17 protein-coding genes, 1 pseudogene and 1 riboswitch are annotated in these 16,453 nt (G+C 45.5%); of the genes and pseudogenes, 6 read left to right on the top strand and 12 right to left on the bottom strand.

The window, feature by feature from the left end:
• Positions 1-86 precede the first annotated feature (86 nt).
• The 5 genes from Q3W56_RS13445 to dctS all read right to left on the bottom strand — a co-directional run bounded on the left by Q3W56_RS13445 (position 87) and on the right by dctS (position 6,440).
• Positions 87-1,325, bottom strand: a complete 1,239-nt coding sequence (locus Q3W56_RS13445; protein ID WP_302895845.1) for a dicarboxylate/amino acid:cation symporter — start codon at positions 1,323-1,325, stop codon at positions 87-89.
• 73 nt (positions 1,326-1,398) lie between these two features.
• Positions 1,399-1,529: riboswitch (cyclic di-AMP (ydaO/yuaA leader) on the bottom strand.
• Positions 1,530-1,577: 48 nt separating this feature from the next.
• Positions 1,578-2,630 (bottom strand): AI-2E family transporter, encoded by a 1,053-nt coding sequence (locus tag Q3W56_RS13440; protein WP_302895844.1) that lies wholly within the window; start codon positions 2,628-2,630, stop codon positions 1,578-1,580.
• A gap of 147 nt (positions 2,631-2,777) precedes the next feature.
• Positions 2,778-4,043, bottom strand: a complete 1,266-nt coding sequence (gene dctP, locus Q3W56_RS13435) for a C4-dicarboxylate transporter DctP (protein WP_302895843.1) — start codon at positions 4,041-4,043, stop codon at positions 2,778-2,780.
• 119 nt (positions 4,044-4,162) lie between these two features.
• A complete protein-coding gene (gene dctR / locus Q3W56_RS13430) occupies positions 4,163-4,843 on the bottom strand; it encodes a two-component system response regulator DctR (RefSeq protein ID WP_302895842.1) in 681 nt (226 codons plus the stop codon).
• Positions 4,833-6,440 (bottom strand): two-component system sensor histidine kinase DctS, encoded by a 1,608-nt coding sequence (gene dctS, locus Q3W56_RS13425; RefSeq protein ID WP_302895841.1) that lies wholly within the window; start codon positions 6,438-6,440, stop codon positions 4,833-4,835. Before dctS ends, dctR begins: the two co-directional genes overlap by 11 nt.
• A 69-nt stretch (positions 6,441-6,509) precedes the next feature.
• Between dctS and Q3W56_RS13420 the strand changes: the two genes are divergently transcribed.
• Together Q3W56_RS13420 and Q3W56_RS13415 are read left to right on the top strand one after the other, a co-directional pair.
• Positions 6,510-7,562: a TRAP transporter substrate-binding protein gene (locus Q3W56_RS13420; protein WP_302895840.1), complete on the top strand. Its 1,053-nt coding sequence runs from the start codon at positions 6,510-6,512 to the stop codon at positions 7,560-7,562.
• A gap of 85 nt (positions 7,563-7,647) precedes the next feature.
• Positions 7,648-8,469 (top strand): manganese catalase, encoded by an 822-nt coding sequence (locus Q3W56_RS13415; RefSeq protein WP_302895839.1) that lies wholly within the window; start codon positions 7,648-7,650, stop codon positions 8,467-8,469.
• Between the two features lie 36 nt (positions 8,470-8,505).
• On the opposite strand, the gene Q3W56_RS13410 is transcribed toward Q3W56_RS13415, so the two are convergent.
• From Q3W56_RS13410 to Q3W56_RS13395, 4 genes are all read right to left on the bottom strand, one after another.
• Positions 8,506-8,865, bottom strand: coding sequence for a YdbC family protein (locus Q3W56_RS13410; protein ID WP_302895838.1), 360 nt, complete (start codon positions 8,863-8,865; stop codon positions 8,506-8,508).
• Entirely contained in the window at positions 8,859-9,185 is a 327-nt protein-coding gene (locus tag Q3W56_RS13405) for a cupin domain-containing protein (protein ID WP_302895837.1), read from the bottom strand. Before Q3W56_RS13405 ends, Q3W56_RS13410 begins: the two co-directional genes overlap by 7 nt.
• Before the next feature lie 133 nt (positions 9,186-9,318).
• Positions 9,319-9,690: a glucose starvation-inducible protein GsiB gene (gene gsiB, locus Q3W56_RS13400; RefSeq protein WP_302895835.1), complete on the bottom strand. Its 372-nt coding sequence runs from the start codon at positions 9,688-9,690 to the stop codon at positions 9,319-9,321.
• Positions 9,691-9,817: 127 nt separating this feature from the next.
• Positions 9,818-10,636 (bottom strand): EcsC family protein, encoded by an 819-nt coding sequence (locus Q3W56_RS13395; RefSeq protein WP_268398800.1) that lies wholly within the window; start codon positions 10,634-10,636, stop codon positions 9,818-9,820.
• A 118-nt stretch (positions 10,637-10,754) separates the two neighbouring features.
• Between Q3W56_RS13395 and Q3W56_RS13390 the strand changes: the two genes are divergently transcribed.
• The 4 genes from Q3W56_RS13390 to Q3W56_RS13375 all read left to right on the top strand — a co-directional run bounded on the left by Q3W56_RS13390 (position 10,755) and on the right by Q3W56_RS13375 (position 13,420).
• The gene (locus Q3W56_RS13390) at positions 10,755-11,207 is read left to right on the top strand and encodes a DUF2188 domain-containing protein (protein ID WP_302895834.1); all 453 of its coding nucleotides are present in this window, start codon (positions 10,755-10,757) and stop codon (positions 11,205-11,207) included.
• Between the two features lie 77 nt (positions 11,208-11,284).
• A complete protein-coding gene (locus Q3W56_RS13385) occupies positions 11,285-11,542 on the top strand; it encodes a GlsB/YeaQ/YmgE family stress response membrane protein (protein WP_268398797.1) in 258 nt (85 codons plus the stop codon).
• A gap of 229 nt (positions 11,543-11,771) precedes the next feature.
• The gene (locus Q3W56_RS13380; RefSeq protein WP_302895833.1) at positions 11,772-13,049 is read left to right on the top strand and encodes an Nramp family divalent metal transporter; all 1,278 of its coding nucleotides are present in this window, start codon (positions 11,772-11,774) and stop codon (positions 13,047-13,049) included.
• 104 nt (positions 13,050-13,153) lie between these two features.
• Entirely contained in the window at positions 13,154-13,420 is a 267-nt protein-coding gene (locus Q3W56_RS13375; RefSeq protein ID WP_302895832.1) for a hypothetical protein, read from the top strand.
• 299 nt (positions 13,421-13,719) lie between these two features.
• Here the strand turns inward: Q3W56_RS13375 and Q3W56_RS13370 are convergent, their stop codons facing one another.
• From Q3W56_RS13370 to Q3W56_RS13360, 3 genes and pseudogenes are all read right to left on the bottom strand, one after another.
• Positions 13,720-15,444 (bottom strand): pyruvate oxidase, encoded by a 1,725-nt coding sequence (locus Q3W56_RS13370; protein ID WP_302895831.1) that lies wholly within the window; start codon positions 15,442-15,444, stop codon positions 13,720-13,722.
• A 66-nt stretch (positions 15,445-15,510) separates the two neighbouring features.
• Positions 15,511-15,960, bottom strand: coding sequence for an NUDIX hydrolase (locus Q3W56_RS13365; protein WP_302895830.1), 450 nt, complete (start codon positions 15,958-15,960; stop codon positions 15,511-15,513).
• 57 nt (positions 15,961-16,017) lie between these two features.
• A pseudogene (locus Q3W56_RS13360) lies at positions 16,018-16,163 on the bottom strand (hypothetical protein); the annotation flags it as partial.
• Positions 16,164-16,453: the final 290 nt, after the last annotated feature.

Raw genomic sequence — 16,453 nt, 5'->3', positions numbered from 1 at the left:
CTTCCTCCTTTTTCGACAAAAAATAAACAGTGCCCAAAAATTAGGCACTGTTTGTATTATAGCATTTGTTGCTTCCAAATGTTTGGTTAAACCGATAGAGTCGGCGCTTGCTCAGGCTGTTTGTTCTTTTCTGTTTCTGTAATAATGACGGCACATGCCGCATCTCCTGTTGTATTCACCACTGTCCGGAGCATATCTAACAGGCGGTCAATTCCAAGAATTAATCCGATTCCCTCGACAGGCAAGCCGACAGATTGAAGCACCATGGCGAGCATAATTAAGCCGACTCCAGGAACACCCGCGGTGCCGACACTTGCTAACACTGCCGTCAGTATCACCATCAGCAGCTGAGTGAATGTCAGATCATGCCCGAATACCTGCGCAATGAAGACGGTGGCTACCCCTTGCATGATGGCTGTTCCGTCCATATTAATTGTAGCACCGAGCGGCTGAACGAAGCTGCTGATCGGCTCAGGCACTTTTAATTTTCTCTGTGCCACATCCATGGATACCGGCAGGGTCGCATTGCTGCTGGAAGTACTGAATGCAACGACCATCACCTCTGAGAAATTTTTAAAGAACGTAATCGGGTTTCTTCTGGCTATAAGCGCAACCGTAGACCCGTAGGTAACGACCGCATGTATCAGTAGCGCAAGGGTTACCACAATCATGTACAAGCCCATCGCTTTCATTGCACTGAACCCTTGGCTTCCAATAGCTGTCGCAATCAGACCGAATGTACCATACGGAGCGAACTTCATTACAAGGTTCACCAGGTACATCATCAATTCATTTCCTTGTTGAACCACCTTGAGAAGCATATCCGCTTTTTTTCCGAGCATTGTAATCCCAAGCCCTACAAAAATGGCAAAAGCGATAATTTGCAGCATATTTCCTTCCGTCATCGCTTGAACAGGGTTGGCCGGAATAATGTTTAACAGGGTGTCCGCAATACTTGGCGCTTTTTCAGCAGTAAATTCGGCAGACGATGTATCATACGTTCCAAACTCTCCCGGTTTGATGACAAGAGCTAAAATCATGGCAATGGTAATCGCCACTGCTGTCGTAACGAGAAAATAAGAAACCGATTTAACACCGATTCTACCAAGCTTCTTAGGGTCGCCCAGCCCGGCTACTCCCAATGTTAGTGAGAAAAAGACAATCGGAACGACAAGCATTTTAATGAGGTTTAAAAAGATGGTGCCAAGCGGCCCGAATATAAATTTATTTAAATTTTCAAATAATTCAGGTGATGTTACGTTAAGAATAATTCCCGTTATCGCACCTAGCACCAATGCAATGATTATCTTTGTAGCCAGTTTCATCCGCATTCCTCCCTTTTTTGAAAAAAAGCCCGCGAGAGACTCCCGTGGGCTTTGGCTGTATCTTCAAACCACAGGACTCTCTCTTCACGCTGATGAGGTTAGCTGACGGGTTCGGACGAAGAGATGTCCGTTTTTCAGATGAAAAATTAACCCCAAAAGATTGGGTCCCCCACTCCTTAAGAAAGGATTTAGCGTGTGGCTTACTATTGTATGATTTATTTTATTTATACAGAAAAGATCCAATTTTGTAAACTATTTTTTGTTACTTTTTTCTTGGAATCTTTTAGGTCCTTCTTCCTTGTTGGTGACATCAAGAATATCTAGGAGAAACACAAAAATCGGAATCCCGATGATTAAACCCCAAATGCCAAAAAAGTGCTCAGAGAAAATGAGTACTGTGAAGGTGAAAAAGATCGGCAGCTCCGTTTTCGCAGACATCAGCTTCGGATTTAAGAAATACGTTTCGATCGCATGTATGGCGAATATGACAAGCACCATGTAAAGCACATACATTCCGCCGCCAGTGCTGTACGCGATAATACTGAGCGGGATCAGAGAAATGACGACGCCTGCTACAGGGATCAATCCAAGGAAGAACACCATAATAGAAAGCCCAAACAGCTGCGGAAAATGCATAATCCAAAGCGCGATCAGCGTCAGAATACAGTTGACGAGCGCAATGATGAATTGAGCCTCAAGCACCTTGCCGAACGTTCTTGCAAATTTGCTTCCGAAAAAAGCAATTTCCTCATAAAAGACCCTTAGTTTGCTTGTTTTAAATTTCGCCATGAACTCAGTAAGCCGCTTTTTCTCAAATAAGAAAAACATGCTGAGAATGAGCGCCATTACGATCTGCAAGCCGAATGTGCTGATATCGGCCAGATACGTATACACCACATTGAAACCCTCTTTGACATATGAACTGATATTAATATCTCCGAAAACACTTGTGATCTCGTCAAAGAAAGGGATGGTGTCAGGGTGATACGCGATATGTTTAATCTGCTTAACCAGCTGCTGAATCTGCGCCGCGACGACCGGATAAAAAACAAATCCCCCGACTGTAAGCAGCACAGCCAGCAACATGTACAGAAACGTAATGACAACCCGCTGGCTCACGCGGTAGAACCGGCTTACGAACCGCCGTACGACAAGCTCCAAACGATCCATTAGAAACGTGAAAATGAAGGTAAGCAATATCAAATTGATCATGCTCTTAAATAGATATAACACACCAGTTAACACGACAAAGACGGAGAAACGCCTTACTCCCGGGTGCTGAAAAAATTTAACTAAAGCGGCCATTTATACACTCCTGTTAGGACAAACGTCCTTCATTCAATATAGTATCCATTTTTAAATTATATAACAAAAAAATGCTGAGGTCTCTGTCCTCACCTTAATTATACTTAAACAATTAAAAAAAAACGGCCCCATGAAGGGTCCGTTTTTTTAGACTGCGGTTTTCATTTTTTTCAAGCCTTCAACAGCCTCTATGCTTTTTGCTTCATCGAATTCATTTTCGCTTTTTGCAACAATGATCGTGGCGATTCCGTTTCCGATCAGGTTCACAATCGCTCTTCCTTCACTCATGAAACGATCGACCCCAAGCAGGAGTGCAAGGCCCTCCAGCGGAATGACCTGAAGCGCAGACAGTGTTGAGGCAAGGACGATAAAGCCGCTTCCCGTCACACCTGCCGCTCCCTTCGATGTCAGCATCAGAACGAGGATAATTGTAATTTGCTGGCCGATGCTGAGGTCTACTCCAAACACCTGTGCCAGAAAGACGGTCGCCATTGATAAGTAAATGGATGTGCCATCGAGGTTGAACGAATAGCCCGTCGGAATAACAAGCCCGACAACGGATTTAGAACAGCCGTAGCGCTCCATTTTATCCATCATACGCGGAAGCACCGATTCTGATGAGCTTGTGCCAAGCACGATCAGAAGCTCATCTTTAATGAACCGGAGGTAATTCCACAGGCTGAATCCGTAAAGCTTGCAGATGAGATTTAAAACAACAAACACGAACAGGAACATCGTAATATAAACAGACATCATTAAGCTTGCCAGGGGCTTGATGGAATCAAGACCGAAGTGCCCGATCGTATACGCCATCGCCCCGAAAGCCCCGATTGGCGCTGCACGCATGATATAGCCGATGATTTTGAAAAAAACGTGAGAAATCTTGTCGAAGAAATCAATGACGCTTTTCCCTTTTTCACCTAATGCCGCGAGACCGACTCCGAAAAGAATAGAAAAGAATAAGACTTGCAAAATGTCCCCTTTTGCGAAGGCATCAACCATGTTGGACGGAACAATGTGTGTGACAAATTCAACCCAGTCGATTCCCTGACCGCCATTTTGCGTGTATTGTGATACATCTCCCTTTTCAAGCTTGCTGTAATCAAGGCCTGCTCCCGGCTTCATGATATTGACGACAAATAAACCGATAATGAGTGCTAGGGTGGTGACAATCTCGAAATAAATAAACGCTTTTCCCCCTACTTTTCCAACCTTCTTCATATCGCCCATTTTTGCAATCCCAAGAACGATTGTGAAGAAAATGATTGGAGCGATCACCATTTTAACAGCGTTGATAAATGTATCGCCAAGCGGTTTCATTTCTTTGCCGACATCCGGCCAGACCAGTCCGACAATGACCCCAATGATAACCGCAGTTATGACCTGAACTGTTAAATTTTTAAACAGTTTCATATCCTGCATCCCCCTGTCCTATTCTCCTTTGTGTCTTTCTTACTAGAATGATAGCGTTTTCATGGAGTCTGGGGAAGTTTATGATCATAACGAACATTTTGGTCTTTTTGGTCTCAGGTTTATCCTTTCAACACGTAGCGATTGACGGGCCTGCCGACTCCGCCGTATTGAACGTCCAATTTAATGGTGCCGTTTTTTTCTAGATAATCAAGGTATCGTCTCGCTGTCACTCTGGCGATGCCGAGCGCCTTGGCGACCTCTTCCGCAGAAAGAGATGCGGTTTGCTGCTTCAAGAAAGCAGTGACTTCATTCATCGTGAAATGATTCAGCCCTTTCGGCAAATCCTGTACCACCTGCTGCGGAATATTCAGGATCGCATCGAGCTGCTCCTGGGACAGCGTATCGCTCGCTTCTATTTTTTGTTTATATTGCTTGTATTTTTCAAGCGCCTGTCTCATTCGCTCAAGCTTAAACGGTTTTAAGATATAGTCGGCCGCTCCGTTTTGCAGCATAAGAGAGATCGTTTCTTTGTCTTTTGCAGCGGAGACGACGATGACATCCACTTCAAGTTTTTGCTTTCTAATCTCCTGCAAGGTTTTGATTCCGTCTTTTTTCGGCATGTACACATCGAGAATGACGAGGTCGGGCTGTTCTTCTTTAATCAGCTTAATGCCTTCTTCTCCGTTTCCCGCTGTTGCACAGACAGTAAAGCCTTTGACAGTTGTGATGAACTCCTTGTTTACCTCTTGAACCATCAGATCGTCTTCAATGAGCAGAACCTTCCATTCCTTACGAGCCATGCTGTGCTTCCTCCCCCTTCATTGGAAAAACGATAGAAAAAGATGTCCCCTGTCCCGCGTGTGAATCAACTTCTATCGTGCCCGATCCTTTGTCTGTGATTTGTTTCACTAAATACAGCCCATAACCTGTGCCACCCGTTTTATTAACCGTGAATCCTTTGTTGTAAAGGTGCGGCATATGTACCGGTTCAATCCCGCAGCCGTTATCTTCTATTAAAATGGCAAGGATATCATCCGTTTGTTCAATGCTGATATCAATTCGTTTATCATCAGATTGAACTGTTTCAAATGAACCGAAGGCATTTTCTATCAGGTTGCCGAGAAGCACGACAATATCATGCTGGTCAACATGCTCTGGAAATTGCTGAAGACTGCTGTTTTCATCAATATGAACTGCAATGCCAAGCTCCCTGCCTCTTCTGATTTTACTTAATAGAAGGCCCGCCGCGGCGTCATTTTGAATTGAACGGTGCAGAAATTCAGTCACATTTCCCTGCTCAGTTGATGCCTGAAATGCAAGCTGCAAGGCTTTTTCAGATTTCCCCAGCTGGATGAGGCCGGCGATTGTATGCAGCTTATTCATATGCTCATGGTTTTGAACGCGGAGCGCCTCCACAAAGTTTTTGACGCCCGTCAATTCCTCTGCCATCTTAGCGGCTTCCGTTCTGTCCTGAAAAATAGCGACGGCGCCAATGACTTTTTTCTTCATGACAATCGGAATTCTGCTGCTCATGATGACCTTTCCGCTAACGCGAATTTCTTCATTATAAACCGCTTTGTTCCGCTCCACGATTTCGGGCAGGCGCGAATCCTTGAGAACGTCCCATATCACCTTCCCGACCAGATCCCCCTGCACCTCAAAGATCTGTTTCGCTTTTTCATTGAAGATTGTAATGATGAGCCGGTTGTCAATAGCGATCACGCCTTCATTCATTGAATGAAACGTCGCCGTCCGTTCTTCATACATTCGGACAATCTCATGTGGCTCAAGCTGAAACATTTGTTTTTTGATATGGCGGGCCAGCAGAAAGGAACCTGCAAGCCCGAAGCCAAGTGTCAGCACAACGATGAACGCAATATCACGCTTTAAATGAAGGAGGATGTCGGCGATCCCCGGCAGTGTTTTCCCGACAAGCACCACGCCGATCTGGTTCAGACCGTGATCCTTCACCGGGTAAAAAGCGCGAACCGCCGTGCCGATCTCACCCTTTGCTTCTGAGAAATAAATGTGCTCCGCAAACGCCGCCTTTTCGTCTGCCCCCTTAGATTTCTTGCCGATGCTTGTACTGACAGGATGCGTGTAGCGGATGTGATTCATATCCATGACGACAATATAGTCTGCTTCATTAATCATCCTGATTTCTTCAACCGCATGGCGAACAGCTTCTGTTTGTTTGTTTCGCGCCAAGGCCCCTTTTACTTCTGTCATCTCCGACACCGTCCGGGCCGTATTCATCAGCCGTTTCTTCAGCTCCCGCTCCTCTGTATGCTGGATATTGCCAATGAGCACAATGCCGCCGATCAAAAAGGAGAAAATGACGAGTATATAGGATAGGATCGTGATTTTCCAACGGATTGAGAGCTTCTTTTTGTTCATCAGCTTCTCCTTTCAGGTCTTTACGAATGGCATTGCCCCCATTATCCTTAACTAAGGGGAGGGCTTTACATGAAGAGTTTGCTTGCATGTCTCGCACTGATGATCGCCGGTATTGCAACCGCTTTATTTATCGGATTTCATGATCATAGCGTCAGTGAAGAGATTGTTTATGATGACGACCAGGAAGGCTTACAGGATCAGCTCGTGTTTACATTCAGCCATGTGGTTGCCGAAAATACGCCGAAAGGGCTGGCCGCCAATAAATTCGCCGAGCTGGTAAACGAGAAATCAGGCGGAAAAATAAAAATTGAAGTGTATCCGAATGGAAGCCTGTATTCGGACATTGAAGAAATTGAAGCATTGCAAAACGGCGATGTTCAATTTATCGCCCCCTCCACATCGAAGCTCGGCATGCTCTCGCCTGAATGGGGCGTGCTGGATCTGCCGTATGCATTTACAAATTATGATGCAGCCAAAAAAGGGCTGAACGGCAGCATCGGTACACAGCTGTTTGATTCTCTAAAGAAAAATCAATTAAAAGGCCTCGCCTATTGGACAAACGGTTTTAAGCAAATCACGACAAATCAAGGGCCGGTCAAAGACCCGGATGATTTAAAAGGACAAGATCTCCGCATTATGCAAAGCGATGTGATAGAGGATCAGTTTAAGCTGCTTGGCGCAACTCCTCATCAGGAATCCTTCAATTCTACTTTTCAGCTGTTAGAAAACAATATAGTCGATGGTGAAGAAAATACAATCTCAAACATCTATTCTAAAAAATTTTATAATGTTCAGGACTATTTGACAATAAGCAGCCACGGATATCTCGGATATGCTGTCATGACTGATGTGCATTTCTGGAACGCACAATCATCGGAAACAAGGCGTATTTTAACTGAAGCGATGAAGGAAACGACGGAGTGGAACGAAACGTACGCCGAAGAAATGAACAAGGAACAGCTGGAAGAAATCAAAAAAAATTCATCTATTAAAATCTACGAGCTGTCAGATAAAGAGAAAAGAGAATGGATGAAGCGCCTTGATCCTGTTTACCGGCAGTACGAGCCCGTCTTCGGCCGGAAACTGATACGGGGGCTTTTAGAGCTGCGACAGAATTCGTAATCCCCATCTCGATACGCTGTTTTCTGTTTATCTTTCAATGGATCGGAAATATAAAAAGAGATAAACGAAAAAAGGAGATGGGAACATGTTTAAGCATACGAAAATGCTGCAGCATCCTGCTAAACCAGATCGTCCAGATCCATTATTCGCTAAAAAAATGCAAGAAATTTTAGGCGGGCAATTCGGAGAAATTTCTGTTGCCATGCAATACTTATTTCAAGGCTGGAATACAAGAGGAAATGAAAAATACAAAGATTTGTTGATGGATACGGCAACTGAGGAACTCGGGCATGTTGAAATGATTGCTACGATGATCGCCAGACTTCTTGAGGATGCTCCGCTTGACCAGCAGGAAAAAGCCGCTGAAGATCCGGTCATCGGCTCCATTCTGGGCGGCATGAACCCTCACCATGCCATTGTATCAGGACTTGGCGCCATGCCGGAAAGCAGTACAGGCGTACCTTGGAGCGGCGGCTATATCGTAGCAAGCGGAAACCTGCTGGCAGACTTCCGCGCCAATCTGAATGCGGAATCACAAGGCCGTCTGCAGGTTGCACGCCTGTTTGAAATGACGGATGACAAAGGTGTGAAAGATATGCTCAGCTTCCTGCTGGCGCGTGACACCATGCACCAAAACCAATGGCTCGCCGCCATTAAAGAATTAGAAGCACAAGAAGGCCCGATTGTGCCGGGAACATTCCCGAAAGCACTCGAAAAACAAGAATTCTCGCATCAGCTTATCAATTTCTCTGAAGGCGAAGAAAGCTCCGAGCAAAACTGGCTGAACGAAAAAGCGCCGGACGGAGATGCCTTTGAATATGTGAAAGAAGCTAAAGCTTTTGGAGAAAAACCGGAGTTAAAACCAGCACCGCCTTTTGTTCATGATACGCTTCCGGGACGCGAGTAAAGACACAAGCCCAAAACATAATGTTTTGGGCTTTCATTATGCCTTCAGAACCGTCCAGTCTGGTTCGTACCGGATGTCAGAGTTATGCAACAGACTGTGAATGTACTGTTCACTCTCTTCGTACAGCTTCACTTCTATTGAAAGAATCACAGTCTTCTGTTCGTTTTCCTCGTATATGCTGTCATGTTCGTTCTCCATAAAATGATCATAGGCAGCTCTGTTCTCCCAAACGCTGATGATCTCTGCGGTGAACAGCCCATCTGCTGTTTTCCGCCAGCGGCCGGCCTGTTTGATGAAGCCATTTACATGTGATAGTGCTCCCCACTGTAACTGCGCTTTTGCAAATGCTTCAGCGTTTGCAGCGTCTACTTTACATACAATCCTTTTGATCAGCATGGCACTTCCTCTATGATGACTGTTTTCGCTTGTGTATGCTCGACACAGAGATTCACCGTTCTGACGTGAGAGCGCGTGCGGTGAATCGTTCCCTTTGGAATCAGCAGGCTGTCATTTGCTTTGAGTACCGCGGTTTCTTTGTCCTGAAAATCGATCAGCAGCTCACCAAATTCATCTGAGTCAGGGTGATGATGCCAGTCATATTCTCCTGTAAACACAGCGAGGCGCACACAGTGATCGTTGACCTCTGAAATTAAAAAATTGGCGTGTTTTTCTTTGACTTCATTGGCGATGGCGAGCACATTTTGCATCTCGGACATTAGCGATACCCCCTTTTTCACTTATTGTATCGCAATACCGGCATAATCGAGAAAAATTCCCAAAATAAAAAGCGATCCAGCTGATGTGCCGGATCGCTTTTTATCTACAGGTTGTCTGCCTTTGTGCTTTTAATTAGTCGTTGTTGCGGGCGTTTCCGCCTTTTGAGCCAATTTCTTGGTAGAATTCTTTATCATGATTTTTGCTTGTTGCCTCTCCGCCTTTACGGCCGATTTCTTGATAGAATTCTTTGTCATGATTGTCGCTAGTGGCTTCTCCGCCTTTTTCGCCGATTTCTTGATAGAACTCTTTGTCATGGTTCTTGCTAGTGGCTTCTCCGCCTTTTTCGCCAATTTCTTGATAGAATTCCTTGTCATGGTTCTTGCTAGTGGCTTCTCCGCCTTTTTGACCAATCTCTTGATAGAATTCTTTATCATGGTTTTTGCTTGTTGTTTCTCCGCCTTTTCTACCTGCTTCTTCTCTACTCATTTTGTTATCGTCTGCCATTTTGAATTCCTCCTTTAATTGGTGTTGGTTGTTGTATTCCCGCTATCCATTCTTTTAAACAAACAAAGCACATTGGGTGTATTCCACTAAAAAAAAGCAGGCGGTACCGGTGACCGTCTGCTTTCTTCTATTCAAGCTCTTGTTCTGTTTCTTTCAGCCGCTCAAGAATGCGCCGCTTTTTATACAGCATCATGCCCGTTTCAGTAATGTCGTTTAATGTTGAGCGATTGGCTGCCGCGCCAAAGACCATTCCCGCGACCGGCACCAGTTGAAAAAGCTTTTTCCAGCCAAACGTGTCGCGATATCCTAAAACGACTTCGCGCCAGCCTTGGATTTGAGAAGCGACATTCTTATATGTACGATCTTGATCATAGTCTTTTAATTCTTGCAAAATCGTTTTTTTGCCGACAACATCCGCCGATGTCAGCTGCAAACATTTTACGATGAAGACACGCTCTTTTTTCTCCTTTGGGTCATAGCCGTAAGCAACCGCGATATCCTGTAACGTTTTTAACGACAGACCTAGCACGGCCGGAATGTCTGCCGCCAGCGTAAACACACCGCCAACACCCGTTGCCGCGCCTTGTACGGTTGCCGTGTTGATTCTGTTTTTGCCCATTCCTTCCGCAATTTCATCCATGACAGGCAGAGGCGCTTTTCGGATGTCCTCCAGTGATTCGAAGGTATCTTCCGGCAGTTTCTTTTGAAACATCTTGATAATCTGTTTTTCCGATGTCAGATACTGTCCTCCTGTTTGAACAAAGCTGCCGACCTCATCCAAAAGCTTTCCGATCTTTTTCTGAATGAATTCCGGCGTCAGCTTGTCCAGCAGTTGAAACGGGAGACGGCTGAGCTTTTCCCAAAACCAGACTTTTTGCTGAGCTTTTTCCCATTTTTCTATTTCTTTTAATTGCTGATGTAAGTCTTCTTTTCGTTCTGCTGTCACCCAACTCGCACTTCCCTTCCGTTTTTTCTACTATATAGTATACCTTCATTTTCTCGGAAACGTTTTTATTTTTCACCTGCGGGTACCATTTTTATAAAAGGAAAAAGGAGTGATGGACATGCCTTGGTCGATGAAGGATTATCCCGCTTCATTAAAAAATCTTGAGAAGCCGGTAAGGAAAAAAGCAATTGAAATTGCGAATGCGATGATGGATGAGGGTTATGAGGACGGACGCGCGATTCCGATTGCGACAAGCAAAGCAAAGGAATGGGCGGAAAACGCCTCTAAAGAAGAAATTGATGATTTCCTCAAGCATGCTGATGAGACAGAACGCGATGAGGAGGCAAACGATGACGCCAGACCGGAGCTAATGAATAAAGCGGAGCATGTCATCAAGCATAAAAATGGCTGGGCAGTCAAAGCTGAGGATGCCAAACGTGTATCTGACATCAAGGAGACGAAAAAGGAAGCGATTGAACGGGCGAAGGAAATTGCGGAACATAAAGGCACAGACGTAATTGTTCATTTGGCTGATGGCAGTGTGCAGAGAAAGATAAAAACAGAATCATAAGCCAATATGCTTTTGTACGTTTCTGGACTGGCTGGAACGGTTATTGATATATAAATCACTAAGGAGAGGTGAATATAATGATTAGCTTTTTGGTTTCATTAGTTATCGCTATCTTAATTGGACTTATCGGAAGCGCCATTGTCGGCAACCGGATGCCAGGAGGAATTTTCGGTTCCATGATTGCCGGACTGATCGGCGCTTGGATCGGTCACGGACTTCTTGGCACTTGGGGACCAAGCCTCGCTGGCTTTGCTATTTTCCCAGCCATCATCGGGGCGGCCATCTTCGTGTTCCTGCTGAGCCTCGTATTCCGCGGGCTGCGTAAGGAAGCCTAGTCTCATTTCATACAGGAGGCATCGTTTCGAACAGAAACGATGTCTTTTTTTATGGGACCTTTATCAGATTCTCTACATATCATGTTGCATAACAGGGAAAAATTCAGGAATATACTTTGAACATTTTCGGTTGACAAGAAACCGGTTCGGTCATATGATGTAGATAAAATAATTTGCCTTAAGGAAACTCTTTGTTGTTTGGCAAAAACAATTAGAATTCAGGTGAGACATGATGAACAAGGACATCACAGCACAATCTCCCCGTTCCAAAGCAGTCCAAGATGCGCTTGACGGGAAAATCAGAGGATTCAGAGGGCTGCTCCCCTTTCTGGGTCCTGCATTTATAGCAGCCATCGCCTATATTGATCCCGGCAACTTCGCAACGAATATATCAGCGGGTTCTAAATACGGATATATGCTGCTATGGGTGATTTTATTTTCTAATATTATGGCGCTTTTAATTCAATCACTCTCCGCTAAACTCGGCATCGCGACAGGCAAAAACCTGCCCGAAGTTGCCCGTGAAGAATTCCCGAAGCCTGTCTCCATCGGATTATGGATTCAGGGCGAGCTCGTCATTATCGCAACAGATTTGGCCGAATTTATCGGAGCGGCTCTGGGACTGTATTTGCTGTTCGGCATCCCGATGCTTGAAGCGTCTATTATAGCGGCGATCGGCTCTTTCGCGATATTGGAGCTTCAGCGCCGCGGATATCGTTCCCTTGAAGCTGGCATTACCGGCATGCTGTTTGTGGTGGTGATCGCCTTTGCGCTGCAGACCTTTTTCGCAAAGCCTGATGCCGTGTCAGTGATGAAGGGCCTTTTTGTCCCGGCGTTTCAAGGTACTGACAGTGTGCTTCTTGCAGCGGGTATTCTCGGTGCAACGGTTATGCCGCACGCCATTTATTTACACTCAGCCCTTACACAGCGGCGGGTTGTCGGCAAAACTGATACTGAACGGAAAAAAATCTTCAGATTTGAATTTATTGATATTTTAATAGCGATGCTGATCGCGGGTGCGATTAATGCGAGCATGCTGATTGTGGCTGCTGCGTTATTCTTCAAAAACGGCCTGTTTGTCGAGGATCTCGATGTCGCTTTTCAGCAATTCGGACATCTTGTCAGCCCTGTGTCAGCCGTTTTATTCGGGATCGGACTGCTCGTAGCCGGACTATCCAGTTCGTCAGTCGGCACACTTTCAGGCGACGTGATTATGCAAGGTTTTATCAACTACCGCATTCCGCTGTATGTGCGGCGTTTTATCACGATCATTCCGCCGATCTTGATTATCGCGTCAGGGGTCAATCCGACAACCGCTCTCGTCATGAGCCAGGTCGTTCTGTCCTTCGGAATCGCCTTCGCCTTAATCCCGCTTATTATGTTTACAAGTAATAAACGGATTATGGGAGCCCTGATCAACGCCAAATGGGTCACGGTGGTATCTTGGCTGATCGCAGTATTGATCGTCGCGTTGAATGTATTTTTAATTGTAGATACGTTTCGTTAAAAGAACCGGCTGCTAAAGCCGGTTCTTTATGATTCGAAAAGCTCATTAATACCCTTTTTGCCAGAAATTTGTTATGATAGAAGAAAAAAATCGGAGTCTTGATGATGTCATTATTTATTCTGTTTTATTTGTGGATTGTACCTATTGTAATCGGCATTTTATGTTCTGCTGTTGCCTATAAATCCAAGGGGAAAATGAGTGTCGCGCCCGGCATTGCCATGATCGTGCTCAGTATCATTTCCTTGATCACCGCGTTTACAGCCGGACACACGAATTTCCACGTGTTTATCGGCGGCATGTTTTTATTCGGAACCTTGCTGGTCGGTTCTGCTTTTCCTTTCTTTTTTGGGCTTAAGAAAAAAGAGAAATAAGCTTATAAAGACATGAACTCAGTAAGAGTTGATAAAAATAAACATATGAAACATACAAGGACAAATGCGCTAATCTTTTTGTTTTGAAAGAAGATGCATTTGTCCTTTTGTCTGTTTTGAGCATGGCGAACATCTTGACACGCTGCATAGATCATCCCTAGAGATCCCAATAAGTACACCACTAATTTTGTGAATTCAAACATGCTTTCCTCCTATCATTCAATATATTGCTATGATAACTCAATATCCATTTGGTTCCAACACCTAAAAAACAGGGGTCTGAATAGGCCCCTGTTTTGTTAGAATAACCGTTTTAAACTTTTCTTCAGTGACGGCATGTCGATTTTTTGGTTTTCGAAGAAGTTTTTCAGCATGTATTTGCTGAAGCCTTTTGCCTGTCCGTAGGTGATTTTGCCAGGCAGCGGCGGTTCGTTTCCGATCATGACGTCCACGACGACCGGCTGATCTGATTGCAGCGCCTCATGGAAAGCAGGCGCAAGCTCTTCCACTTTGGTGACCTTGATGCCCTTTGCTCCGCAGCTTTCTGCATATGCGGCATAGTCGACATTTTGAAGCTTCGTGACATAGTCAATATTGCCTTTGACCTGCTGCTCGTACTCGATCATGCCGAGATTTTCGTTATTTAAAATGACGACAGTGATTGGGAGCTTGTATTTGACGGCGGTCGGGAGATCCTGCATGACCATGGAAAAGCCCCCATCACCGCAGACAGCGATCGCCTGGCGCTCCGGTTCGGCCAAGCTTGATGCGATCGCTCCCGGCAGGCCACAGCCCATTGTCGCAAGCCAGCTGGAAACGATAAAATCCTGGTTTGCTTTCATTTTGAAATGACGCGCTATCCAGACTGTCACAGTGCCGACATCTACAGAGAGCACCGCATCATCGGCTGCAGCTACCTGAAGACGCGCCACGACCTGCTGGGGTTTGAGCGGTGTTTCAGCCTCAGTCTCATCTTTTTCAATTTCATTCCACCAATGCTGCATATGTTCAGTGCAGGCCTCCAGGAATCTTCTGTCTTCCTTCCGTTTAATAAACTCCGTCAACTCGCGCAGGCCAAGAGCCGAATCACAGACAAGTCCCGCCGTTACCGGATAACGTTTTCCAATTTTCGCCGGATCTGAATCGAGCTGGATCGCCGGCGTGTCATCAGGCAAATAATCGCGGTACGGGAATGAAGTACCGAGCATGATTAATAAATCACATGCCTCCATTGCCTCGTAAGCCGGCTTTGTGCCGATCTGCCCAAGGTTGCCGAGAAAATGCGGGTGCTTATCGGGGACCACTCCTTTTGCCGGGAGCGTGACAACGATCGGGGCTGCAGCTTTGTCCGCAAACTCCAGGAGTTCCCGTTTCGCCTTTTTCATTCCCTGTCCCGCCAAGATAATCGGCTTCTTAGCATTATTTATATATTGCGCGCAAGTGACAAGCTGTTCTTTTTTCGGTTCAAGGTTCCCTTCAATATACACTGGTGAGGTGTGCACGGGCTCACGTTTGATTTTCTCCGCAAACAAATCATCAGACACGTTTAATACCGCAACGCCTTTTTTGCTGTAGGCGGTGCGGATTGCCTGATTCAAGAGATCTGGCAGTGATTCCGCACTATGTACTTCTCTGTTGAATACAGCCACGTCTTCAAACATTTGCTCAAGCTTGATCTCCTGAAAATAATCCCGTCCGACTTCGCCTGATGAAACCTGTCCTGCAATTGCCAGCACAGGGGCGCCGTCCGCTTTTGCATCATATAAACCATTTAATAAGTGCACTGCACCCGGCCCTGCAATTGACAGGCAGACGCCGATTTTGCCGGTGAGTTTTGCTTCAGCCGCGGCCGCCAGCGCCGCCACCTCTTCATGGCGGGTTTGAATGAATTTCAATTGATTTCTTTCGTGTCTCAATTCTTCGATTAACTCATTTATACTGTCTCCGGGAATGCCATAAATATGATCAACTCCCCATTGTTCAAGCAGTTCTGTCATTGCTTGTCCTGCAGTTTTATGTGCCATGCCGTATCCTCCTTTTTCCTTTTTTCAATACCACTGGAGAATAGCTTTAAAACACGGAGATCTTTATCACTTGCCCAGTCTTCTTTTCAACAGGTCAATCGCCGCAACCATACCTTTGTCCTTGAGGGTGATGGTTGTATCTAGAGCGCCATTAACAAAATCTTTGATTTGCCTTTTTCGGTTCGGCACCATAAGAATCGGCAAGCGCAGCGGAGAAAACCACTTCAATCCCGCTGTCTCCATCCCGTTCGCTATCGCTTGTCCGCCTGTTATGTGTCCAGCAAATACATGCTGCTCATCTTGAAACTTTGGCCTTTGGTAGACACCTATTTTCACAGAAAGCGCTGCGCTGTATCCCGTTTCTTCCAATACCTCCCGAACTGCCGTTTCCTCAACAGTTTCCCCTGGATCGACCCTGCCGCCCGGCAGATCCCATAAAGGGACATCCTTACGTTTAACCAGCAGATTTTGCTGATTTTCGTTCAACACGATCACAAATGCACCTTGTGTAAACATTGCATTTCTCCTTTTCCCACAAAAAAAGACCAAGGTCTTCCCCTTGGTCCTAGAGCTTTACTTTTTAAAATGATACGGCAGCGCGGCAACCAGTATGTCCTTTTTCCAGAACAGCCAGACTCTGAGGAGGAAGGCTGATTGGTTGTGAAGAATGGTGTGCCAGCATTTTTCGTCATAAACAGCACCTTGACGGAAAACTTCTGTAAGAGAAGTAAAGCGTGGCGAGACGCACTCTGATTGTTCCACAAATGGAATTTACATGCCGAAAATAAAAAAACAGAGGCTAGATTGCCTCTGTCAGCTTGTAGAGAAAACGATGTTTTTCTACAAGCTTTTTTTGTTTTACGCTGTTTTTTTGGATATTCAGCTGATTTCAAAAACAGAAAAAGAGCTCCCACATACCTAGCCCTGCTTGGCTAGGTATGTGGCAATCTTCTTCATGTTCTGGCATGCGGCTGTGAGGAGAACTTGTTCGCTCACATTCCGTTTTCCC

The organism is Bacillus sp. C28GYM-DRY-1 (genome assembly GCF_030519405.1).
Lineage (GTDB): Bacteria > Bacillota > Bacilli > Bacillales > Bacillaceae > Bacillus > Bacillus spizizenii_A.
Note: the sequence above shows the minus strand (reverse complement) of the source record. Positions and strands in the feature narration are given on the sequence as shown.